Source organism: Enterococcus florum (genome assembly GCF_004309355.1).
In the GTDB taxonomy this organism is placed as follows: Bacteria; Bacillota; Bacilli; order Lactobacillales; family Enterococcaceae; genus Enterococcus_A; species Enterococcus_A florum.
In genome coordinates, this window is record NZ_BJCC01000002.1 from 16,297 (window position 1) to 39,936 (window position 23,640).

Annotated in this window: 21 protein-coding genes; 15 read left to right on the top strand and 6 right to left on the bottom strand. The window is 39.9% G+C overall.

Going from position 1 to position 23,640, the window contains the following annotated elements; genetic code table 11:
* Positions 1–4: 4 nt before the first annotated feature.
* The 5 genes from mnmE to rpmH form a co-directional block, all read right to left on the bottom strand.
* Positions 5–1,399, bottom strand: a complete 1,395-nt coding sequence (gene mnmE, locus NRIC_RS01365; protein ID WP_146620904.1) for a tRNA uridine-5-carboxymethylaminomethyl(34) synthesis GTPase MnmE — start codon at positions 1,397–1,399, stop codon at positions 5–7.
* Positions 1,400–1,828: 429 nt separating this feature from the next.
* Entirely contained in the window at positions 1,829–2,575 is a 747-nt protein-coding gene (jag, locus tag NRIC_RS01370; protein WP_146620905.1) for an RNA-binding cell elongation regulator Jag/EloR, read from the bottom strand.
* Positions 2,576–2,634: 59 nt separating this feature from the next.
* Entirely contained in the window at positions 2,635–3,456 is an 822-nt protein-coding gene (locus tag NRIC_RS01375; protein ID WP_146620906.1) for a YidC/Oxa1 family membrane protein insertase, read from the bottom strand.
* Positions 3,457–3,473: 17 nt separating this feature from the next.
* Entirely contained in the window at positions 3,474–3,812 is a 339-nt protein-coding gene (gene rnpA, locus NRIC_RS01380) for a ribonuclease P protein component (RefSeq protein ID WP_146620907.1), read from the bottom strand.
* 148 nt (positions 3,813–3,960) lie between these two features.
* A complete protein-coding gene (rpmH, locus tag NRIC_RS01385; protein WP_002293121.1) occupies positions 3,961–4,095 on the bottom strand; it encodes a 50S ribosomal protein L34 in 135 nt (44 codons plus the stop codon).
* A gap of 503 nt (positions 4,096–4,598) precedes the next feature.
* Here rpmH and dnaA point away from each other — a divergent pair.
* The 14 genes from dnaA (at position 4,599) to NRIC_RS01455 (ending at position 20,893) form a co-directional block, all read left to right on the top strand.
* On the top strand, positions 4,599–5,930 hold the full coding sequence (gene dnaA, locus NRIC_RS01390) for a chromosomal replication initiator protein DnaA (protein WP_146620908.1): 1,332 nt from the start codon (positions 4,599–4,601) through the stop codon (positions 5,928–5,930).
* Positions 5,931–6,095: 165 nt separating this feature from the next.
* Positions 6,096–7,226, top strand: a complete 1,131-nt coding sequence (dnaN, locus tag NRIC_RS01395; RefSeq protein ID WP_146620909.1) for a DNA polymerase III subunit beta — start codon at positions 6,096–6,098, stop codon at positions 7,224–7,226.
* 208 nt (positions 7,227–7,434) lie between these two features.
* Positions 7,435–7,677 carry a S4 domain-containing protein YaaA gene (yaaA, locus tag NRIC_RS01400; RefSeq protein WP_146620910.1) on the top strand — a complete coding sequence of 81 codons (243 nt, stop codon included), beginning with the start codon at positions 7,435–7,437 and terminating at the stop codon, positions 7,675–7,677.
* Positions 7,664–8,785, top strand: a complete 1,122-nt coding sequence (gene recF, locus NRIC_RS01405; RefSeq protein WP_146620911.1) for a DNA replication/repair protein RecF — start codon at positions 7,664–7,666, stop codon at positions 8,783–8,785. The genes yaaA and recF overlap by 14 nt, the downstream gene beginning before the upstream one ends.
* Positions 8,782–10,728, top strand: a complete 1,947-nt coding sequence (gene gyrB / locus NRIC_RS01410) for a DNA topoisomerase (ATP-hydrolyzing) subunit B (RefSeq protein WP_146620912.1) — start codon at positions 8,782–8,784, stop codon at positions 10,726–10,728. The genes recF and gyrB overlap by 4 nt, the downstream gene beginning before the upstream one ends.
* A gap of 14 nt (positions 10,729–10,742) precedes the next feature.
* Complete coding sequence (gene gyrA / locus NRIC_RS01415; RefSeq protein ID WP_146620913.1) at positions 10,743–13,208, top strand: DNA gyrase subunit A; 2,466 nt, start codon at positions 10,743–10,745, stop codon at positions 13,206–13,208.
* Between the two features lie 179 nt (positions 13,209–13,387).
* On the top strand, positions 13,388–13,687 hold the full coding sequence (gene rpsF, locus NRIC_RS01420; protein ID WP_146620914.1) for a 30S ribosomal protein S6: 300 nt from the start codon (positions 13,388–13,390) through the stop codon (positions 13,685–13,687).
* Between the two features lie 43 nt (positions 13,688–13,730).
* Complete coding sequence (gene ssb, locus NRIC_RS01425) at positions 13,731–14,240, top strand: single-stranded DNA-binding protein (RefSeq protein ID WP_146620915.1); 510 nt, start codon at positions 13,731–13,733, stop codon at positions 14,238–14,240.
* Positions 14,241–14,265: 25 nt separating this feature from the next.
* Positions 14,266–14,499 (top strand): 30S ribosomal protein S18, encoded by a 234-nt coding sequence (gene rpsR, locus NRIC_RS01430; RefSeq protein WP_146620916.1) that lies wholly within the window; start codon positions 14,266–14,268, stop codon positions 14,497–14,499.
* A gap of 105 nt (positions 14,500–14,604) precedes the next feature.
* Positions 14,605–16,578, top strand: a complete 1,974-nt coding sequence (locus NRIC_RS01435; protein WP_373862067.1) for a GGDEF domain-containing protein — start codon at positions 14,605–14,607, stop codon at positions 16,576–16,578.
* Positions 16,575–17,027, top strand: a complete 453-nt coding sequence (gene rplI, locus NRIC_RS01440; protein ID WP_146620918.1) for a 50S ribosomal protein L9 — start codon at positions 16,575–16,577, stop codon at positions 17,025–17,027. The genes NRIC_RS01435 and rplI overlap by 4 nt, the downstream gene beginning before the upstream one ends.
* A 95-nt stretch (positions 17,028–17,122) precedes the next feature.
* A complete protein-coding gene (gene dnaB, locus NRIC_RS01445) occupies positions 17,123–18,484 on the top strand; it encodes a replicative DNA helicase (RefSeq protein WP_146620919.1) in 1,362 nt (453 codons plus the stop codon).
* A gap of 178 nt (positions 18,485–18,662) precedes the next feature.
* Positions 18,663–19,955: an adenylosuccinate synthase gene (locus NRIC_RS01450; protein WP_146620920.1), complete on the top strand. Its 1,293-nt coding sequence runs from the start codon at positions 18,663–18,665 to the stop codon at positions 19,953–19,955.
* Between the two features lie 71 nt (positions 19,956–20,026).
* A complete protein-coding gene (locus tag NRIC_RS01455) occupies positions 20,027–20,893 on the top strand; it encodes a DegV family protein (protein WP_146620921.1) in 867 nt (288 codons plus the stop codon).
* A 75-nt stretch (positions 20,894–20,968) separates the two neighbouring features.
* Here the strand turns inward: NRIC_RS01455 and NRIC_RS01460 are convergent, their stop codons facing one another.
* Positions 20,969–21,868 (bottom strand): LysR family transcriptional regulator, encoded by a 900-nt coding sequence (locus tag NRIC_RS01460; protein ID WP_146620922.1) that lies wholly within the window; start codon positions 21,866–21,868, stop codon positions 20,969–20,971.
* A gap of 128 nt (positions 21,869–21,996) precedes the next feature.
* On the opposite strand from NRIC_RS01460, the gene NRIC_RS01465 reads away from it, so the two are divergent.
* Positions 21,997–23,637 (top strand): malolactic enzyme, encoded by a 1,641-nt coding sequence (locus NRIC_RS01465; protein WP_146620923.1) that lies wholly within the window; start codon positions 21,997–21,999, stop codon positions 23,635–23,637.
* Positions 23,638–23,640: the final 3 nt, after the last annotated feature.

Consider the following 23,640-nt stretch of genomic DNA (forward strand, 5'->3'; position numbering starts at 1 on the left):
CTCCTTATTTACCTAAACAAAATTGGCTGAATAGTTGTGTGATTAGTTCATCCTGTACGCTGTCTCCTACGATTTCACCTAGGTAATCCCAACAGCGGGTCATATCAATCTGCACAAGATCTACTGGCATACCAGTTTCGATTCCTACTTGTACTTCTTTTAAAGATTGAGAAGCCTTATCTAACAAAGCAATGTGCCGTGTGTTTGAAACATATGTTGCATCTTTCTCATTGGTTTTTCCGCCAAAAAACAATTCAGCAATGGCTTCTTCTAATTGATCTAGCCCGTCCTTTTCAACCACGGAAACAGCCAGAATTTCAGAATCATTTACCAACTCCGTTAATTCTTCACTACCTATTCTTGAGGGAAGATCCGTTTTGTTTAATAAAACGATTCGTTTTAGTTCTCGAGTAGCCACTAGAAGTTCTCGATCTTCTGGTGTCAACGCTTCGCTTTGATTCAAAACAAGCAAAACCAAGTCCGCTTCACCTAATGCTTTTCGACTTCGTTCGACACCAATTTTTTCGACAACATCTTCTGTTTCACGAATGCCAGCAGTGTCGATCAACTTTAGAGGCACCCCGCGAACATTTACATATTCTTCGATAACATCTCGAGTTGTTCCGGCAATATCTGTAACGATCGCTTTTTCTTCGTGCAGCAGGTAGTTTAATAAGCTTGATTTTCCAACATTGGGTCTGCCTATGATCGCCGTACTTAACCCTTCCCTCAAGATTTTTCCTTGCTTCGCGTTCAAAAGCAGCGCATTGATTTGGTTCTCAACATAACTTGCTTTTTCAAGTAATAATTGGGTCGTGAGTTCTTCGACATCGTCGTATTCGGGATAGTCAATATTAACCTCCACTTGTGCTAACGTCTCCAAGATCTCCTGTCTTAACGCACGGATCAAATGGGATAAATTTCCGTCTAATTGGCTGATCGCAATATTCATTGCTTTGTCCGTTTTAGCACGGATTAAATCCATCACAGCCTCTGCTTGAGATAAATCGACTCTTCCATTTAAGAACGCGCGTTTAGTAAATTCACCTGGCTCAGCCAATCGGGCACCCTCGCGCAACATCAGTTGCAATAGTTCATTCACCACCACGATGCCACCGTGACAATTGATTTCCACAATGTCTTCTCTCGTAAATGTTTTAGGAGCCCGCATCACACTGACCATCACTTCATCGACCAGCTGTTGACTCTTCGGGTCGAAAATATGACCGTAATGAATTGTATGACTATCTACATTTTCTAATTTCTTTTTTCCGCTTTTAAAAACTCTGTCAGCAATGTATACAGCTTGGTCGCCGCTAAGACGAACAATGCTGATTGCACCCTCCCCAGGCGGAGTTGATATTGCAGCGATCGTATCAAATTCTAAAATTTCAGCCACGAACTAATTCCTCCTATATTTTCTTGCTTCTATTAATATTCTTCTACATAGTGAACAAATTCTTCTTAAATCACGCAAAAAAAGTGCCCACTCCACCCCTTGTTAAAGGGATAGATCTAGCACTTTGACTGCTTTTCTATCAAATTTTTTATTTGATTTTTAGTTTAAAAAACCCCCGCTGGTACGAGGGTTCCCTCAAAGCAGGAACAACTTTGTCGTATACTTTGATAAGAATGATTTCTAACACAATATACTTGCTTTGAGAAACTTTGTCAATCTATGATAATAAATTTCTCCAATGTGGACGTACCAAATTTTTTTTACGACGCTTTTCTTAAGAGTATTACGAAAATCTATCCTGTTTAACTCTTTAAAAAAGACATTCTCACTGAATCAAAAAAAGACCGCATCGCAAAGGATGCAGCCTCTCTAGAAGTATTTTTTTGCGGGCTCGACGACTAAATATCGATAAGGATCTTCTCCTTCAGAATGAGTTTTGATATAGTCATCTTCGCTCAGAACAGAGTGGATCATCTTGCGCTCAAATGCAGGCATTGGTTCTAAGAAAACAGGTCGTCCCGTTTCTTTAACCTTTTCAGCCGTCCGTTTGGCTAGACGGGCTAAGACTTCCTCGCGCTTTTGACGATAATTTCCAACATTCACGACAACAGAAAGTTTATTTTTGGCCACTCGGTGAACAAAAACTTGAGCTAAATATTGCAACGCGTTCAGTATTTTTCCGTGTTTTCCGATCAGCATTCCTTGTTTACTAGTCTCTAAATGCATTACGGTCAGTCCTGTCTCTGTATGCTCTACTTTCACCAACGCTGGAACACCCATTTCTTTCGTGATCGTTGTCAAGTAGATAGCCAGTTCCTTTAGAGCCTCTTCATCATCTAATTCCGATAATTCTTGTGTCGTTATCTTTTTTTCAATACTAGGCATTTCGGGTTCAGTTGTTTCAATGACCTCATTTACAGTCTCTTCTACAGACTCATTAATTTCTTGTTTGACCGTTGGTTCTATTGAAACTTCAGCATTTTTCTTACCAATACCGAGAAATCCTTTTTTTCCTTCACTAATGACAGTAATGTCAACTTCTTTTTTGGTCAATCCTAAAGCGTTTAAGCCTCGAGCCGTTGCTTCTTCAATCGTTAGTCCTTCATAAACAGGCATACATGTACCCCCTTACTCTTATTCGTCTACCAAATTTTCAGCTAAAATAGATTTTCCGATTATTTTTTACGTTTCTTTTTAGGTCGCTTCGCTTTCTCTAATGCTCGAGCTCTCTCACGAGCAATTCGAGCCGCTTCTTCTCTTTCTTTTCTGATTTTAAATGGATTATTTAGTAATAATGTTTGAACAACTTGGAAAGCGTTAGAGATCGTCCAATAAAGAGACAACCCACTCGCTAAATTCATCCCCATCACAAAAATCATCACTGGCATTGCAAAGTTCATAATTTTTGTCGATGGATTTGATTCCAATTGACTCATGCTTGACAGATACGTACTTGCAAAGGTAAAAATGGCGGCTAAGATCGGTAAAATAAAGTACGGATCAGGAGAACTGAGATCCAACCACATAAAATGACCTTGTCTCAATGCAGGTATTCTTAAGATCGATTGATATAAAGCAATCATTACCGGCATCTGCACTAACAATGGCAAGCATCCTGCATAAGGATTTACATTGTTTTCCGCATAAAGTTTCTTTGTTTCCGCTTGCAGCTTTGCTTGTGTTTCTTGGTCGCGGGAAGAATACTTTTGCTGCAACGCTTTAATTTGCGGCTGCAAATCCTGCGTCTTGCGCATACTCTTCGTTTGGAAGTGCATCAGGGGCATCAAGATAACTCGGATAATAATAGTAAACAAAATAATCCCGATCCCAACATTCCCGAAAGATAACGCTTTGATTGCCTCTCCAAAGTAATAAATAATGTAGCGACTCCAAATGCCGGTACTATTTGCATCTACATCTCCAGTACCACAGGCTGACAACAAGAAGACCAAACTTAACAATCCTGCCATCGCAATTATTCGATTGTATTTCTTCACTTCATTATATTTCCTTCCTAATTGATTATTTTTGCTAATTTTAAAACATGTGTCAGATTAGAACGTACTTCTTCATAGGTAAGCCCTTTTACAGCAGGACGCGCAATTACAATAAAATCGATCCGATCATCGATTTGAAGACTCGACTCCTGCAAAACCGCACGAATCAGACGTTTTACTCGATTTCGGGCCACCGCATTTCCTATTTTCTTCCCCACAGAAATACCAACACGAAAATGATCCTGTCCAGAAGGTTCTAAACGATAAACAACAAACTTACGGTTCGCAAAAGAAGTACCTTCTTGAAACACCTTTTGAAAATCCTTCTCCTTTTTGACACGGTATGCTTTTTTCATTTAGTTTCCTTCATTCCTTTTAAACTATACTTATCAATAATACCATATTTCAATTTGAGGATTCATCTAATTTTTACTAACTTAAAAAACACAAAATCTTTCCTTAATCAACTTGAACAAATAAAAAAACCACTGAACCGACAGTGGCTTAAGCAGAAAGTACTTTTCTTCCTTTACGACGACGGCTTGCCAATACGCGGCGACCGTTTTTAGTGCTCATACGTTTGCGGAAACCATGAACTTTCTGACGTTTACGTTTATTTGGTTGATAAGTTCTTTTCATTTATTCCACCTCCATTGTTTACTATACATAGACATACTTTAGTAGTATAACGACTTCTCTTACCTTTTGTCAATCTATAAAAATAAAAAAAACAAAAGAATTATCCACAAAATTCTGGGGATAAAAAAAGGAATTTGTGGATAAACAATCCACAGAAAAAAGTGTGTATTACTTTTCAGCAGACCTTTCCACAAAATGAAAAGATATGGAAAAGTTATCCACCCAGTGGATAACTTTTGTGGAAAACTATTGAAAATCCTTGTTGAACAAGCATTTTTTGGAAAATAATTTGTGGAAACACCCGTGGAAAGAAAAAGGATTCTCTTATTTTCCTCTCTCTGTGGATATCTTTTTTTTAACAGCTTGAATATCTTTTTTCCACATGTCTTATTTGTGTGGAAAAGTAAAAAAAGAAAAACGAACGACCATTGCTTGTGGAAAACTTTTCGAAAAAATGATAAAGTAGTTACACCTGACTTTATAATAAATAGGAGGCGACTTTTTTGACCTCATTAGACGATATCTGGGATGAGCTGAAAGAAAGCTATCGGCACGAATTGGCTCCTGCCAGTTATGATGCCTGGGTTGATACTGCTAAGCCCTTAGCATTCAACAATAATCAACTGACCATCGAAGTAACTAGTGATCTACACAAGAAATATTGGGAAAAAAAACTAGCAGCAAAAATCGTAGAGATTGGCTTTAAAATTACAGGTGAAGAGATCTCGCCTTTTTTTGTGACACCAGAAGAAACGGTTTCTGCACCAGCACCTGTGATCGAAAAAAATTCCTTGCCGACAGGAACCATTACGAGAAAGGCGATGCTTAATCCCAAGTACACCTTTGATACATTTGTTATTGGAAAAGGAAATCAAATGGCTCACGCAGCAGCATTAGTAGTAGCAGAAGAACCGGGATCGATTTACAATCCGCTGTTTTTCTACGGAGGAGTTGGTTTAGGGAAAACACATTTGATGCATGCGATCGGCCATCAAATGCTAACCATAAATCCCGATGCTAAAGTTAAATACGTATCCAGTGAGACTTTCGCGAACGATTTTATCAACGCGATTAAAAACAAACGATCTGAAGAATTTCGCCAAGAATATCGAAAAGTTGATTTGCTGCTGGTCGACGATATTCAGTTTTTTGCAGAAAAAGAGGCCACACAAGAAGAATTTTTCCATACCTTTGAAAACCTTTATAACGACAACAAGCAAATTGTCTTAACAAGTGATCGATTGCCTAATGAAATCCCTAAACTGCAAGAACGACTAGTTTCACGTTTTGCTTGGGGTCTCTCCGTTGACATTACACCACCAGATTTAGAAACACGAACGGCGATCCTAAGAAAAAAAGCGCAGGCAGAAAATTTAGAAATTCCTGACGACACCTTGAGTTATATTGCTGGTCAAATTGATTCAAATATTCGTGAATTAGAAGGGGCCTTAGTTCGAGTGCAAGCTTTTGCTACAATGAATAATGCAGATATCACTACCAGCATTGCTGCGGATGCTCTAAAGAGTTTGAAGGGGACAACGATGACTCAATTAAGCATTGCTCAAATTCAAGAAGAAGTAGCCAAGTACTACCACATTCATGTCAAGGATCTAAAAGGGAAAAAACGAGTAAAATCCATTGTAGTCCCTCGACAGATCGCCATGTATCTTTCTCGGGAAATGACGGACAGCTCATTGCCTAAAATCGGTGCAGAATTCGGTGGCAAAGACCATACAACAGTGATTCACGCACACGAAAAAATTGATCAATTGATCAAAAACGACAGCAGTATGCAGCAAGAGGTTTCAGAAATCAGGAATTTTCTCCTAAACTAACTTGTGGAAAAAAAGGCGATTTATAAAAAAGTTATCAACACCTTTTCCACAAGTGAAAAACTATTTCCTTCACCGTTCTTTTGATTTTTCCACAGGTTCCACAAGACCTATTACTGTTATTACTTATTACTATTAATTAACTATAAATAAAAAAGGAGCTTTCAAATGAATTTCACAATCAATCGCTCACGCTTCATTCAAGAATTGCAAATCGTACAACGAGCTATTTCTACAAAAACGACTATTCCTATATTAACAGGCGTCAAAATCGTATTAACGGAGGAAGGTCTGCATTTAACAGGGAGCAATGCAGATATTTCTATTGAAACGTTTTTGTCTACTGAAGATGAAAAAGCTCAATTAATGATCGAATCCACAGGAATGATTGTTATTCAAGCACGATTCTTTGGAGAAATCGTTCGCCGCTTGCCTGAGGATACTGTCACGTTGGAAGTCATGGAAAACCATCAAGTGTTAATCACCTCAGGAGCAGCTCAGTTTACGGTCAATGGTTTGGATGCGGATAATTATCCACATTTACCTGTTGTGGAAGAACAAAATCAATTAAAAATACCTGTCCACATGTTGACAAAATTAATCGGGGAAACAGTATTCTCTGTTTCTCAACACGAGAGTCGACCTATTTTGACCGGGGTACATTTTACATTGTCTCAAAATAAATTATTGGCAGTAGCAACCGATTCACACCGTTTAAGTCAGCGAGTGATTCCTGTAGAAAATGCCGCAAATGATTTTGATATCGTCATTCCCGGGAAAAGTTTGTCAGAGCTTTCTCGTTCTTTAAGCGATGATGAAGAAGAAGTTGAAATCAGCATCATGGAGAATCAGGTTTTATTTAAAACGGCGAATATGTATTTCTATTCTCGTCTTTTGGAAGGAAATTACCCTGATACCAATCGATTGATCCCAACAAGTTTCAATACAGAAATTGCGTTTTCTGTTCCCACTTTTTTAGCAGCCATTGAACGCGCATCTTTACTGTCTCACGAGGGACGTAATAATATTGTTCGTTTGGCGATCGGGTCAGATTCCGTCGTTTTGTATGGAAACTCACCAGAAATCGGAAAAGTAGAAGAAACGCTTGTTTATGAAAAGGTCAGTGGAGATCCTTTAGAAATTTCTTTTAATCCAGACTACATGAAAGATGCCTTGCGTGCTTTTGGAGATATGAGTATTACCATCCGCTTTATTTCCCCTATCCGACCATTTACCTTAGAACCGACGGAGGGAGGGCAGTCCTTCATTCAGTTGATTACTCCTGTTCGGACGAATTAATGTAAAATTTTCAAGTAACTTTCGATAAAGTAAAAATGAAGCTAAAAGGTCTTAAAATCGATTTTAAGACCTTTTAGCTTTTTTTGATTAAAACCTTTGAAAAAGGATAAACCTTCTTAAAACGAAAAATACAACGAGGTTATTTGTTTTCTCCTTGAAAAAAGGGTATAATATAGTAGTGTTTCTAAGATGAAAACGAGGGATGAATGTGAAGCAAAAAATATTTTTAGAAACAGAATATATGACGCTTGGACAGCTGTTGAAAGAGGTCAATTTGATTTCTAGCGGTGGTCAAGCAAAATGGTTTCTGGCTGAAGAGACTGTCTTTGTGGACGGAGAGCCTGAAAACCGCCGGGGACGTAAGCTCTATCCAGGTATGATGATTGATATACCGGGTACGGGTACTTTTTTTATGACTAAAAACGAGGACGGGCAACATGAAGCTGAATAAACTCCAGCTGAGAAATTACCGAAATTACCAGAATCTGGGGCTTGATTTTCCTCATCATTTAACTATTTTTTTAGGGGAGAACGCGCAAGGAAAGACGAATTTGCTGGAAAGTATCTATGTGTTGGCAATGACTAGAAGTCACCGAACCAACAGCGAGCAAGAGTTGATTGGTTGGGATGAGGAGTTTGCGCAGATCAAAGGACGAATCAGCAAAGGGACTAGCGAGCTTGAATTAGAGCTATTGCTGACCAAAAAGGGACGCAAGTCCAAGATCAATCATATTGAACAGAAGCGACTCAGCAGTTATATCGGTCAGCTGAATGTAATCTTATTTGCGCCAGAAGATTTGTCGATCGTTAAGGGCAGTCCACAAATGAGGCGGCGGTTCATCGATATGGAATTGGGACAAATTAGTCCGGTTTATCTTTACAATCTAACTCAATATCAGAAGGTCTTAAAACAACGCAATACTTATTTGAAACAATTGTCAGAAAAAAAGCAAACGGACGAAATTTATTTAGATGTATTGACCGAACAGCTTGTTGATTTTGGAGGTAAAGTTGTATTAGACCGGCTTCATTTCATTGACCGTTTGGAATATTGGTCAAATACATTACATACTAGAATAACCAATCAGAGAGAACGATTGGTGATCGACTATTTATCTAGTTTTTCTTTTGAGAAAAGAGATCTTTCCTTGATCCAAGAAGTATTTATGCAAGAATTACAAAAAAGCCGAAGAAGAGAGATTTTTCGGGGGACCACAATAGTCGGACCTCACCGGGATGATCTACGCTTTTTGGTAAATGACCAAAATGTTCAAACTTATGGATCGCAGGGACAGCAGCGAACGACGGCTTTAAGCATCAAATTAGCGGAGATCGACTTGATCAAAGAAGAAACTGGCGAGTATCCAGTATTACTTTTGGATGATGTCATGAGCGAATTGGATGACAATCGTCAAATACATCTGTTGGAGGCCATCGAAGGCAAGGTACAAACATTTTTGACAACAACGACATTAGATCACGTGAAGGGAAAGATGACTGTTGACCCAGACATCTTTTACGTCCATCAAGGACAGATAGAAAGGAAAAAGGCTGAATGACAGAAGAAAAGAGTTTAAGAGAACGGGCTCAAGAATATGATGCCAGTCAAATTCAAGTACTAGAAGGTTTGGAAGCAGTTAGAAAACGGCCTGGGATGTACATCGGTTCGACAAGTACTGAAGGATTGCATCATTTGGTTTGGGAAATTGTAGATAATTCCATCGACGAAGTTTTGGCTGGTTTTGCTACAACTATTCAAGTGGTGATCGAAAAAGACAATAGTATCACGGTAAGTGATGATGGTCGTGGAATTCCTGTCGATATACAAGCCAAGACAGGGCGTCCTGCGGTAGAGACCGTTTATACCATTTTGCATGCAGGTGGAAAGTTTGGCGGTGGAGGATACAAAGTTTCTGGAGGACTTCATGGTGTAGGGGCTTCAGTTGTAAATGCGTTGTCTACGAGTTTAGATGTACGTGTGTTTAAAAACGGCAAAGTGTATTTCCAAGAATACCGTCGTGGAGCCGTCGTGGATGATTTAAAAATCATTGGAGACACTGAAAAACATGGAACCATGGTTCACTTTATTCCTGATCCGGAGATATTTACTGAGAGTACAGAGTTCAACTTTGATAAATTGGCAACCCGAGTAAGGGAATTAGCTTTTTTGAATCGTGGAATGAAAATCTCAATCGAAGATTTACGAATGGAAGAACCTGTACTTCGTGAATACCACTACGACGGTGGAATCAAAAGCTATGTAGAACATCTTAATGCGACAAAGGCTGTTCTATTTGATGAACCTGTCTATGTAGAAGGTGAACAGCAGGATATTACTGTAGAGGTAGCTATGCAGTATACGGACGGTTACCATACAAATATCCTAAGCTTTGCTAATAACATTCATACGTATGAGGGTGGGACGCATGAGTTCGGATTTAAAACCGCCTTGACTCGTGTAATCAACGATTATGCCCGTAAACAAAAAATCATGAAAGACAATGATGAAAACCTCTCTGGAGAGGATGTCAGAGAAGGCTTGACTGCTGTTATTTCGATCAAACATCCAGATCCCCAGTTTGAAGGGCAAACAAAAACCAAATTGGGCAACTCTGAAGTGCGGACAGTTACGGATCGCTTGTTTTCAGAAAATCTAAGCAAGTTTTTGATGGAAAATCCTTCTGTAGGACGGAAGATCGTCGAAAAAGGGATTTTGGCTGCAAAAGCTCGCTTGGCTGCGAAGCGTGCACGTGAGGTCACTCGTCGCAAGGGCGCTCTTGAAATCAGCAATCTGCCTGGTAAATTGGCAGACTGTTCAAGCAATGATCCTGAAAAATGTGAATTGTTTATCGTCGAAGGAGATTCTGCCGGTGGATCAGCTAAACAAGGACGCAGCCGTGAGTTTCAGGCAATTTTGCCGATTCGCGGGAAAATCCTAAATGTTGAAAAAGCTTCAATGGATAAAATCTTGGCGAACGAAGAAATACGGTCATTGTTTACGGCAATGGGTACGGGATTTGGTGCTGATTTTGATGTATCAAAAGCACGCTATCATAAATTGGTCATTATGACTGATGCCGACGTTGATGGAGCGCACATTCGAACTTTACTGCTAACTTTGTTTTATCGTTATATGCGGCCTATTGTTGAAGCTGGGTATGTCTATATCGCTCAGCCACCACTCTACGGTATTAAACAAGGAAAAAATATCACCTATATCCAGCCAGGAAAAAATGCTGAAGAGGAGCTGCAGCAAAAATTGAATGAACTGCCAGCTTCACCTAAACCGAATATCCAACGCTACAAAGGGTTGGGAGAAATGGATGATCATCAATTATGGGAAACTACAATGGACCCAGAAAATCGATTGATGCTGCGTGTCAGTGTCGATGATGCGATCGAGGCGGATCAGGTCTTTGAAATGCTGATGGGGGATCGTGTGGAGCCTAGACGCGCCTTTATTGAAGAAAATGCCCATTACGTGAAGAACTTAGATATTTAGTGAGGAGGATCGATTTGGAAGATCAAAGAGAAAATATTCATGATGTCAATCTGACCAGTGAAATGCGAGAATCCTTTATTGACTATGCCATGAGTGTTATCGTGGCACGGGCATTGCCGGATGTTCGAGATGGACTGAAACCTGTTCACCGAAGAATTTTGTATGGGATGAATGAATTAGGAGTTACACCAGATAAGCCCCATAAAAAATCGGCTCGTATCGTAGGAGATGTGATGGGGAAATATCATCCCCATGGCGACAGTGCGATTTACGAATCGATGGTTCGGATGGCACAACCCTTTAGTTACCGCAATATGCTAGTCGATGGGCACGGAAATTTTGGCTCGGTTGATGGTGACGGTGCAGCAGCGATGCGTTATACTGAGGCTCGTCTTAGCAAAATAGCTATGGAGATGTTGCGGGACATCAACAAAGACACAGTAGATTACCACGGCAACTATGACGACAGCGAACAAGAGCCCGATGTATTGCCTGCTCGTTTTCCGAATCTATTAGTCAATGGGGCCACCGGGATCGCGGTCGGAATGGCCACCAACATCCCACCACATAATTTACGAGAAGTCATTGATGCTGTAGGACTATTGATGGATAACCCGGACGTTACTACCCAAGAGTTAATGGAAGTTCTGCCTGGACCTGATTTTCCTACTGGTGGATTGGTTATGGGGAAATCTGGAATCAGAAGGGCTTACGAAACTGGGAAAGGCTCTATTACCGTTCGTGCGAAGATCGAGATCGAAGAACAAAAAAATGGCAAAGAACGGATCATTGTAACAGAGCTTCCGTACATGGTTAACAAAGCTAAACTAATCGAGCGTATCTCAGAATTGCACCGAGACAAGCGGATCGAAGGAATTACTGATTTAAGAGATGAAACCTCCCGTGAAGGAATGCGAGTAGTCATCGAGGTCCGTCGTGATGTGAGTGCATCTGTTATCCTAAATAATTTATATAAATTAACTGCTTTGCAGACATCGTTTAGCTTTAACATGCTGGCGATTGAAAAAGGCGTTCCACGGATTTTAAGTTTGAAACGCATTTTAGAAAACTACGTAGAACACCAAAAAATCGTTATCACTAGACGAACAAAATTTGAAAAACGTAAAGCGGAAGCACGTGCCCACATTTTAGAGGGATTAAGAATTGCGCTGGATCATATCGATGAAATCATTGCGACTATTCGTGGTTCTGAATCAGATGAAATTGCTAAAAATACGTTGATTGAACGTTTTGAATTATCTGATCGACAAGCACAAGCAATTTTGGATATGCGTCTACGCCGTTTAACGGGCTTAGAACGCGAGAAAATCGAAAATGAATACCAAGAGCTGTTACGTTTGATTGAGGACTTAGAAGACATTTTAGCGCGTCCAGAGCGTGTCATCGAAATCATTAAAACAGAACTTAGCGAAGTGGCTCAAAAATTTGGCGATGATCGTCGGACAGAGCTGCTAGTTGGTGAAGTATTGAGCCTTGAAGATGAAGATTTGATTGAAGAAGAGGATATCGTCATCACGTTAACAAACAATGGCTACATCAAACGTGTCGTTTCAAGTGAATTCCGTGCACAACGCAGAGGTGGTCGCGGAGTACAGGGAATGGGCATCCATGATGATGATTTCGTTAAAACTCTGATTTCTTGCTCTACGCATGACAACTTGCTTTTCTTTACTAATTCAGGTCGAGTTTATCGAGCGAAAGGGTATGAAATTCCAGAATATGGACGGACTGCAAAAGGAATTCCCATCATTAACTTGTTGGGAATTGATTCCAATGAAACTATTCAAGCAGTCATTTCTGTAAATGGTCAGGCAGAGGACGGACATTTCTTATTCTTTGTAACGAAGAATGGAATTGTCAAACGTACTACCGTAACCGCCTTTTCTAACATTCGAAGCAACGGATTGATTGCCATTGGATTGAAAGAAAACGATGAATTGGTGAATGTTCTAATGACGGATGGTCATGAAAAGATTATCCTTGGAACCCATAATGGATACTCGGTGACCTTTGAAGAACAAGCTGTTCGTGATATGGGACGTACCGCTAGCGGTGTCCGAGGAGTGCGTTTGCGGGATGAAGACTATGTGATTGGCTCTGCTGTAATGAAAGAAGAGCAAGAAGTTCTGGTAATTACAGAAAAGGGATATGGTAAGAGAACAAGATCGACTGAATACCCTGTAAAAGGTCGTGGTGGTAAAGGAATCAAAACCGCAAATATTACCGCTAAAAATGGTCCATTAGCCGGTTTGACAACTGTGAATGGTGATGAAGACATCCTTTTAATTACAGATAAAGGTGTTATTATACGGTTTAATGTCGACAGTGTTTCTCAAACGGGACGAGCAACATTAGGTGTCCGCTTGATGAAGATGGAAGAAAATACCAAAGTAGTCACGATGGCTGTGGTCGAAAAAGAAGATGTTGAAGAATCTGAGGAAAACGACAAAACAGAATAAAAATCAGGACTGAGAAAATCATCTCAGTCCTTTTTACGTATATTAAAAATAAGAAACAATTGATTTTTGTCTAGCGATTATGTATAATGAATATTTGTGAGAAGTCTAAACATGTTTAGATAACTCTCCTTGCTCTTAGCAAACTAAGAGCCTTAAAGTCCATAGGGAGGTGAATATCAATGCAAAACACGAAATATGAAGTTACTTACATTATTCGTCCGAACATTGATGAAGAAGCAAAAACTGCTTTAGTAGAACGTTTCGATGCAATCTTAAAAGATAACGGTGCAGAAGTTATCGATTCTAAAGATTGGGAAAAACGCCGTTTCGCTTATGAAATGAACGGGTTCCGTGAAGGTATCTACCATATCGTCAATGTAACTGCTCCAGCATCAGCCGGTGCAATCAACGAATTCGATCGTCTAGCAAAAATCAACGACGATATCATTCGTCACATGATCGTAAAGATTGAGGAGTAATTGTTTCACGTGAAACAATTGACGAGAAAGGAGCTGGCTTTACTTGATTAACAACGTTGTATTAGTTGGTCGTTTGACTAAGGACCCAGATTTACGTTATACCGCAAATGGGACAGGTGTGGCTACATTTACGTTAGCAGTGAATCGTAATTTCACAAACCAAAGCGGGAATAGAGAGGCCGATTTTATTAATTGTGTTATTTGGCGCAAGTCTGCTGAAACATTGGCGAATTATGCTCGAAAAGGTACGCTTCTAGGAGTGACCGGGCGCATCCAAACACGCAATTATGAGAATCAACAAGGACAAAGAGTTTATGTGACAGAAGTTGTTGCAGAAAACTTCCAATTGTTGGAGTCGCGTTCCGCAAGCGAACAGCGTCAACAAAGTCCAAACTACTCTAATAATGGTGGGTTTCAGGGTTCAAGCAATACCAATAACAATTTTGAACAATCTTCTCCGTCAGCTAACAACACAATGCCTGACTTCGATCGAGACTCTGATCCATTTAGTGGATCATCGATCGACATTTCAGATGATGATTTACCATTCTAACAATTACTGATAGGAGGGAAACGGAATGGCACAACAAAGAAGAGGTCGCAAACGTCGCAAAGTAGACTACATTGCAGCAAACCATATCGAATATATCGATTACAAAGATATTGAATTACTAAAACGTTTCATCAGCGAGCGTGGTAAAATTTTACCTCGTCGCGTAACTGGAACAAGTGCAAAAAACCAACGTAAACTGACCGTTGCTATCAAGCGCGCTCGTATTATGGGGTTACTACCATTTGTATCTGAAGAATAATCAGTCAAGAGACTTCTCATAGGAGTCTCTTTTTGTTTCACGTGAAACATCAGAAAGTCGCTTACCGACAATGAATGTGATAAAATTGTTCCTGTCAGGAGGGAAATGATGAAAAAAAATAAAAGATTTATATTCTCTCTTTTTTTCTTTTTTCTTCTATTGTTGATCCAATTGTCAGCTATATTGTTCTTGCCGTTAAATTATGTGACGGCTTCTATAGTTGTAGTCATTGACCTGCTTTTGTTGGGGCAAATCATTGCTCAACACAAACGATTGCAAATAAGCAATCACGAGAAGATCATGCGTGCGTCAAGAGTAGCGGAACAAGCGTTGGATTTTGTTTCAGAGGATATGCCCGTGGGTGTGATCTCTTGGGGGACAGATTATCAATTTGTTTGGACTAACCCTTATATCACGGAAGAAGTGCATGATTTATCCCTTGAGGAACAACAAAATGTTATAAAAGAGTTGATTCAACAAGATGAAAAGAAAAAAAGCATTTATAAAATCAAGGATACTCTTTATCACTTTCAAATAAACAAGGACAAGCAGTTAGTTTATTTGATTGATATTACAAAAGAAGTTGAATTAGAAACGAAGGAGCAAAATCTACAAGCGGTGATCGGTCTTCTTTCAGTCGATAATTACGATGATGTGGTGGACCGAAAAGATGATAAGGAAATTTCCTATATCAATTCCTTTATTACTGCTGTGATTTCAGACTGGATGGACTCCTATGGAATTTTTTACAAGCGAATCAATGCGGAGCGTTTTTTCTTTTTGGCGAGATACGAGGACCTGGAAGAAATGCAAGAAAATCAATTTGATTTATTGGAAAAGATCAGGTCTTCTGCAGAAGAAGAAGGGGTGCTGGTGACAATCAGTATGGGGATTGGTTTCGGAAATCAGTCCTTAGAGATGATCGGTGATACTGCTCAAAACAACTTAGATATAGCGTTGGTTCGAGGTGGGGATCAAGTAGTTGTTAAAGATGCCGATGAAAATTCAAAACCGACGTTCTTTGGTGGAAACTCAGCCAGTACTGGAAAAAGAACGCGCGTGCGATCTAGAGCGATGTCGACTGCTTTAAAAAATGTATTCAATGAGACCGGAAATGTTTATGTCATGGGGCATCGTTTCCCTGATATGGACGCCATTGGAGCCTCTTTTGGTGTAACCTGTTTGGCCCGTTTTCACAGTAAGAATTCATATGTCATAATTAACGAGAATGAAACCATCCCGGATGTGGAACGTTGTTTGGAAGAAATCCATAAAGATGAAAATATGGAGAAACTATTGCTTTCGCCAGAAGCAGCAATCAAACAACGCAAACCAGGAGATTTATTAGTGATGGTCGATTATCATCGTCCGTCGCTTTCCATTTCACAAGAGTTCTATGAACAATTTGAGAATGTTGTAATTATTGATCACCATCGTAGAGGAGAAGAGTTTCCAAGTCGATCACTATTGACTTACATTGAGTCCTCCGCATCTTCTTCTGCTGAATTAGTGTCTGAATTGATTCAATTTGAGAGTAAAGAGGATCGCAGAATGACTAAGATGGAAGCGACACTCTTGCTTGCTGGGATGACAGTTGATACGAAGAACTTTGCGGTAAGAACAACTTCGCGGACCTTTGATGTGGCAAGCTATTTAAAGACTTGTGGAGCAGATGCGACTTTAGTACAATACTTATTAAGTACAGATATCCAATCTTATTTAGAGATCAGCAGACTTGTGGGTGAAAGTGAATATGTTCGAGAGGATATTGTAATCACCACAGGCAGCGAGTCGAAAAAATATGATAACGTCACAGCGGCTAAAACCGCAGATACGCTGCTCTCTATGGTTGATATCAATGCAGCGTTTGTTATTGTTAAACGAACGGATGGAGTGATTGCGATCAGTGCACGCAGTTCCGGGACTATAAATGTCCAAATAATCATGGAAAGCTTAGGCGGCGGCGGTCATTTCACGAATGCTGCAGCGCAGTTGTCCGATATGACCATAACAGGTGCGAAAGAAAAACTATTGACTGCTATCAACAATCAATTGTCGGAAGGGGAAAAAGAAGAATGAAAGTTATTTTCTTAGAGGATGTAAAAGGCAAAGGAAAAAAGGGAGATGTCAAAGAGGTTCCTACCGGCTATGCACAAAATTATCTTTTAAAAAATAATTTGGCGAAGGAAGCCACCAAAGGAAGCATCTCTGAACTGACAGGACAAAAGAAAGCACAGGCTAGAAAAGATGCTGAGGTTTTGGCAGAAGCTGAAGAGTTAAAACAATTTTTAGACAAAGAAGAGACGGTTGTCGAACTGAAGGCAAAGGCAGGAGAAGATGGACGTTTATTTGGCTCCATCCCATCGAAGCAAATTGCAGAAGGATTAAAAAGACAATATAATTTGAAGTTGGATAAGCGGAAGATTGAATTAGAAGAACCAATTCGTACATTGGGCTATACCAAAGTACCTGTAAAATTGCATCCAAAGGTAACAGGCACAATTAAGGTTCATGTAAGTGAAGAATAAATGAAAAAAGCTGGGATGAGACTATCTCAGCTTTTATTGTATTTCTACGGTATATTTTGTAAAATAGATGGACGAAGAAATTTAGGAGAAAAGCGATGAATGAAATGTTACATGATCGAATACCGCCACAAAGTATTGAGGCTGAACAGGCAACGATTGGCTCGATCTTTTTAAATACAGATGCTTTGATTACAGCGATGGAATACATTCAACCAGAGGATTTTTATCGACGTGGTCATCAGGTTATTTATCAAACGATGATCAAACTCAGCGACCGAAACGAAGCCATCGATGTCGTAACAGTAAAAGATGCTTTAGAGCAGGAGAACCTGCTAGAGGATGCTGGCGGGTTGAGCTACCTTTCTGAATTGGCTTTAAGTGTGCCCACGGCAGCAAATGTGGGCTATTATGCCAAAATCGTAGAGGAAAAATCTCTTTTAAGAAGCATGATTCAGGCGGCAACCAACATTGTGACGCAAGGATTTGAGCAAGGAGACGATGTTCAGACCATTTTAGATACTGCAGAGCGAGATATTATGGAAGTCTCTCAGCGGCGAAATAAGAGTGGTTTCCTGACGATTGCAGAAGTACTGAATACAGCGATCGAAAATATTGATCAGCTGGCCCGCAACAATGAAGAAATTACAGGAATACCAACGGGCTATGCAGCATTAGACAAGATGACGGCTGGACTGCAACCCGAAGAATTGATCATTTTAGCCGCCCGACCTGCCGTTGGTAAAACAGCCTTTGCATTGAACATTGCACAAAATATTGGTACGAAAACGGATCGTTCTGTAGCAATATTTAGTTTGGAAATGGGAGCGGAATCTTTAGTTAATCGGATGCTTTGCGCAGAAGGATCGATTGAAGCAAGCCACTTACGAACGGGACAACTATCGGAAGAAGAATGGCAAAATCTGATCGTTGCCATGGGAAGTCTTTCCAGAGCGAATATCTTTATCGATGATACACCAGGGATCAAAGTTTCTGAGATTCGTGCAAAATGCCATAAGTTAGCGAAAGAAAAAGACAATCTTGGGTTGATTCTAATTGACTACCTGCAATTGATCGAAGGCACTGGACGAGAAAATCGGCAACAAGAAGTTTCGGAGATCTCACGGCAACTTAAGAAGCTGGCCAAAGAATTAAAAGTACCGATCATTGCTTTGTCACAGCTTTCTCGAGGGGTAGAACAACGACAAGACAAGCGTCCTGTGTTAAGTGATATCCGAGAATCCGGCTCAATCGAGCAAGATGCGGACATTGTAGCTTTTCTGTATCGTGATGATTACTATGAACGTGAAGGAGGAGAGGAAGAAGAAAATACGTCTAACCGAAACGTGATTGAAGTCATTATCGAAAAAAACCGGAGCGGGGCAAGAGGAACTGTCGAATTGTTGTTTATCAAAGAGTACAATAAATTTTCTTCTCTTTCACCGAGAGAAGACTTTTAAACACGTGACGAGGTTGCGTGTTTTTTTGAGGTGATCGAAACGTGGATTTTTTACGTAATGTTCGTATTTTGCTTAAAAAACCAAGTTTAAAAAGTTTAATATTCGAATTTTTATTGAAAAAATAGGATTTTATTGGTACAATAATTCAGGATTAAATAAAATAGAACGAGGTGTTCAGATGTCATCTGTAGTAGTAGTAGGTACTCAATGGGGCGATGAAGGTAAAGGGAAAATCACCGATTTTTTAAGTGAGAATGCTGAAGTGATCGCTCGTTATCAAGGCGGAGACAATGCTGGTCATACAATCAAATTCGACAATGAAACATACAAATTGCACTTGATTCCTTCTGGGATCTTTTACAAAGATAAAATCAGTGTGATCGGGAATGGTGTGGTCGTGAACCCTAAATCCTTGGTAAAAGAGCTGGCCTATTTACACGAACGGGGTGTTACAACTGAAAATTTGCGTATCTCAGATCGTGCACATGTCATTTTGCCTTATCATATCAAGTTGGATCAGCTGCAAGAAGATGCTAAGGGCGAGAATAAAATCGGAACAACGATCAAAGGGATCGGTCCTGCGTATATGGACAAAGCGGCACGAGTGGGGATCCGAATTGCGGATCTGCTGGATAAAGAAATTTTCGCTGAACGCTTAGAAATAAATTTGGAAGAAAAAAATCGTCAGTTTGTTAAAATGTTTGATGATGAAGCCATGAGTTTTGATGATATTTTTGAAGAGTATTACGAATACGGACAACAGATCAAACAATACGTAACAGATACCTCTGTCATTTTGAATGATGCGTTAGATGAAGGAAGACGGGTACTTTTTGAAGGTGCACAAGGGGTTATGCTGGATATCGATCAAGGAACGTATCCGTTTGTTACCTCTTCCAATCCAGTAGCTGGAGGGGTAACGATCGGAAGCGGTGTGGGTCCTTCTAAGATCGACAAAGTCGTAGGTGTTTGTAAAGCTTATACCTCTCGCGTGGGAGACGGACCATTCCCTACGGAGCTGTTTGATGAAGTAGGAGATCAGATTCGTGAGGTTGGTCGCGAATATGGAACTACGACAGGACGTCCAAGACGTGTGGGCTGGTTTGATTCCGTTGTGATGCGTCATTCAAAACGTGTCTCTGGGATTACCAATCTTTCTTTAAATTCAATCGACGTATTGAGCGGTTTAGAAACAGTAAAAATTTGTACCGCTTATGAATTGGACGGCGAATTGATCTATCATTATCCAGCTAGTTTAAAAGAGTTGAATCGCTGCAAGCCTGTGTATGAAGAACTACCTGGATGGAGTGAAGATATCACTGAGTGTCGTGATTTGGCGGAATTGCCAGAGAATGCTCGAAATTATGTTCGTCGGGTGTCTGAATTGGTGGGTGTTCGTATTTCGACCTTCTCAGTTGGTCCAGATCGTACTCAAACCAATATTTTAGAAAGTGTTTGGGCACAAATCTAATTGTATTATTGGAACAAACAACAAAATATTTAGTATAATCGAGGTACTAAAAAGTGTTGGGAGGATAAAAAATGTATCAAATTCTAACCGATTCGTGTTGTGATGTTCCTTATACGCTGTTAAACGAATTGAATGTAGATTTTATCTCCATGTATATTGATATAAATGGACAAGAAATGGTGGATGACCTAGGAAAAGACTTTGATATTTCGGCTTTTTATAAAAAAATTGAAGAAGGCGCTATGCCGACAACCTCACAAGTGAATGTGGGACGCTATGTCGAATTTTTTAAGAAATACGCGGATCAGAAGATACCTATTTTATACATTTGCTTTTCCTCTGGCTTGAGTGGTTCTTACCAAAGTGCTGTTCAGGCAGTTGAGATTTTAAGAGAGGACGTTCCTGATACGGAAATCCATGTTTTTGATTCGCTAGCGGCAAGCGGCGGCGAGGGACTAATGGTTTATGAAGCAGCACAAAAACAAAAAGAAGGTGCTTCTTTAGAGGAGCTTTTGAAATGGCTGCAGACCAATCGCTTAACTTACCAGCATTGGGTGACTGTTAATGATTTGAACCATTTACAGCGTGGCGGCAGAATTTCTAAAACTAGTGCGGCTATTGGCGGATTGATGAATATCAAACCGATTATCGATGTAGATCCAGATGGAAAACTTCGAACCTTGGAAAAAATTCGTGGTCGCAAAAAGGCGCTGCAGCATATTGCAGACAACGTTGTGGAAACCACAGCGGATCCTAAACATCAGGTAATCTTTATTAATACTAGTGCAGATTTGGAAGGTGCAGAAGAGGTCAAACGGCTGATCGAAGAGCAAATGCAGCCAAAAGAAGTCCGAATCTTCCCTTTAGGACCAACGATCGCGAGTCATACCGGATTAGGATGTATCGCTGTTTTTACAAGAGGAAAAGAGAGAAAATAAAAGATCAATAAATCTTAGTAAAGGAGAAGAGGAATACCCAACTTTATGGGTTTCTTCTTCTCCTTTTTGTGGTGTTTAGCTGGAAGGATGCTCTATATCTGTAAATTCACGAATCAGCTGACACATTTGATCTCGAGAATGAGATTCGAGCGCACTGTCTCTTTGAACTAAGGAGATCAAAAAATCTGGTTGAGGCTGGTCTTTGATTGGAATACAGATTAGATGATCTTCTGGTCCAATGGCTAAATCGACTAAAAAGCCAATTCCTACGCGTTCTTTGATCATTCCCTTTAAAATAGTTAGGTTGTTGCTTTGATAAATAATGTTTGGTTCGAAATGGGCTTGCTGACTAAATTTTTGAAAAGCAATCGGATGGACATAATGCTCATTCAATAGAACAAAAGCTTCATTTTCTAGTTCGTTGAAGGATACGCTTTTTCGTTGAGCGAGGGGATGGTCAGGACTGACAACGATCGAAAAATTTTTTTTAACCAACAATTCACTATAAAGCTCAGGATCACGAATAGGCTCTGTGGAACCAAGCAAAGCCATGTCGATTTTTCCACGTTTTAATAATACGTAGAGATCTTTCGACCCACCGTCTATTAAATTGACATGTTCCATCAAATTATTTTTGAATAAAAAAGCAGACAATTTAGGGAAATAATAATTGCCGATAATCGGTGGCAGACCAAATTCCAGCGTCTGCTTTTTTAAATGATCAATTTCACGAATTGCTACAGACAGTTCATTCAAAATAGTACTAATATGTTTCGATAAGATCATGCCGGATTTTGTGATGACCAACGATCGATGAGATTGATCTCGAAAAATTAAATCGGTATCTAATTCCTTTTCCAAACGTTTTACCGCATAGGTGACGGTGGGTTGACTGACATGAAACGCTTGAGCAACCTTCGTAAAGCTTTTTTCCTTCACTAAACGTTGAAAATACTCCAAGTCTTTTAAATTCATAAATTACTCCTTTAATAAAAAGATAAACATCGGGTCATATAAATAATATTTATCATAAGCCTTATTTTTGACTATGACAAGCAATCAAGAGTAAGCTAACTCTTGTAAAACAAAGAGGAGGAATTGAGATGAAAGGAATCGAGATTTTAAACAATCCATTTTTGAATAAAGGAACAGCTTTTACGAAAGAAGAAAGAAAAACATACGGATTAGAAGGGGTTCTACCTGCACAAGTACAAACTTTGGAACAACAAGCGGTACAGGCCTATGGACAATACCTAAGTAAATCAACCGATTTAGAAAAACGTATTTTCTTGATGAATCTTTTCAATACGAATCGTACATTGTTTTATAAACTAATGGGCCAACACGTTGTTGAGTTTATGCCTGTCGTTTATGATCCAACGGTGGCAGATTCGATTGAGCAATACAATGAGTTATTCGTTCGACCTCAAGACGCAGCCTTTTTATCCATTGATGAACCAGAAGCAATCAAAGCAAGCCTGCAAAATGCAGCGGCCGGCCGTGATATCCGTTTGATCGTGGTAACCGATGCGGAAGGAATTCTAGGTATTGGTGATTGGGGCGTCAATGGTGTCGATATTGCAATCGGGAAATTGATGGTTTATACAGCTGCAGCAGGTATCAATCCATCTCAAGTATTACCAGTATCGATTGATGCCGGGACAAACAATCAAGAATTATTGAATGATCCATTGTACCTAGGCAATCGTCATGAACGAGTTTATGGTGAACGTTATTATGATTTTGTTGATCAATTCGTTGATGCAACACAAGAATTGTTCCCTAAATTATTGTTGCACTGGGAAGATTTCGGACGTTCAAATGCAGCCAATATTTTGGAAAAATACGAAGATAAAATTACTACCTTCAATGATGACATTCAAGGAACAGGCATTGTGGTATTAGCTGGTGTACTAGGGGCTTTGAATATTTCTGGTGAAGATCTGACTAAGCAAACCGTTATGACTTTTGGTGCAGGGACTGCCGGTGTCGGCATTGCCAACCAATTGTTAGATGAAATGACTCGTCAAGGCTTATCAGAAGACGAAGCGCGCAAACATTTTTACTTGGTGGACAAACAAGGTGTCTTATTTGAAGATACTGCGGACTTAACCAATGGTCAAAAACCATTCACTCGTCAACGCAGTGAGTTTGACAATGCCGATGAATTAACCAACCTAACAGCAGCGGTTAAAGCTATTCATCCAACGATTATTATTGGAACTTCCACGCAGCCAGGTGCTTTCACTGAGGAAATTGTGAAAGAAATTGCGGCTCATACGGAACGTCCAATCATTTTCCCATTGTCTAACCCAACCAAATTGGCAGAAGCCAAAGCGGAAGATCTAATTAAGTGGACTGATGGAAAAGCGCTGATTGGAACAGGGATTCCCGCAGCTGATGTAGAATACAAAGGCGTCACTTATCAAATCGGTCAGGCCAATAATGCTTTAATGTATCCTGGTTTGGGATTAGGAATCATCGCTTCAACGGCTTCTCGTGTAAATGGCGAAACCTTGTCACAAGCTAGTCATGCGTTGGGTGGAATTGTTGACACTACACAACCTGGAGCAGCTGTCTTGCCTCCAGTATCCAAGTTGACTGAGTTCTCTCAAACTATTGCAGAAGTGGTGGGTCAAAGTGTACTGGATCAACAGTTGAATAAAGAGGAAATCAAAGATATCAAACAAGCAGTAGAAGACATGAAATGGTACCCAGAATACCACTCACTAGATGCTGAATAATTA

Coding starts and splice junctions, on each gene's coding strand:
- rpsF (WP_146620914.1), top strand. CDS start 13,388: ATGCAAAACACGAAATATGAAGTTACTTACATTATTCGTCCGAACATT.
- jag (WP_146620905.1), bottom strand. CDS start 2,575: ATGCCTGTTTATGAAGGACTAACGATTGAAGAAGCAACGGCTCGAGGC.
- recF (WP_146620911.1), top strand. CDS start 7,664: ATGAAGCTGAATAAACTCCAGCTGAGAAATTACCGAAATTACCAGAAT.
- dnaB (WP_146620919.1), top strand. CDS start 17,123: ATGAATGAAATGTTACATGATCGAATACCGCCACAAAGTATTGAGGCT.
- NRIC_RS01460 (WP_146620922.1), bottom strand. CDS start 21,868: ATGAATTTAAAAGACTTGGAGTATTTTCAACGTTTAGTGAAGGAAAAA.
- NRIC_RS01435 (WP_373862067.1), top strand. CDS start 14,605: ATGATGAAAAAAAATAAAAGATTTATATTCTCTCTTTTTTTCTTTTTT.
- gyrB (WP_146620912.1), top strand. CDS start 8,782: ATGACAGAAGAAAAGAGTTTAAGAGAACGGGCTCAAGAATATGATGCC.
- rpsR (WP_146620916.1), top strand. CDS start 14,266: ATGGCACAACAAAGAAGAGGTCGCAAACGTCGCAAAGTAGACTACATT.
- rpmH (WP_002293121.1), bottom strand. CDS start 4,095: ATGAAAAGAACTTATCAACCAAATAAACGTAAACGTCAGAAAGTTCAT.
- rplI (WP_146620918.1), top strand. CDS start 16,575: ATGAAAGTTATTTTCTTAGAGGATGTAAAAGGCAAAGGAAAAAAGGGA.
- dnaN (WP_146620909.1), top strand. CDS start 6,096: ATGAATTTCACAATCAATCGCTCACGCTTCATTCAAGAATTGCAAATC.
- NRIC_RS01450 (WP_146620920.1), top strand. CDS start 18,663: ATGTCATCTGTAGTAGTAGTAGGTACTCAATGGGGCGATGAAGGTAAA.
- NRIC_RS01465 (WP_146620923.1), top strand. CDS start 21,997: ATGAAAGGAATCGAGATTTTAAACAATCCATTTTTGAATAAAGGAACA.
- NRIC_RS01455 (WP_146620921.1), top strand. CDS start 20,027: ATGTATCAAATTCTAACCGATTCGTGTTGTGATGTTCCTTATACGCTG.
- rnpA (WP_146620907.1), bottom strand. CDS start 3,812: ATGAAAAAAGCATACCGTGTCAAAAAGGAGAAGGATTTTCAAAAGGTG.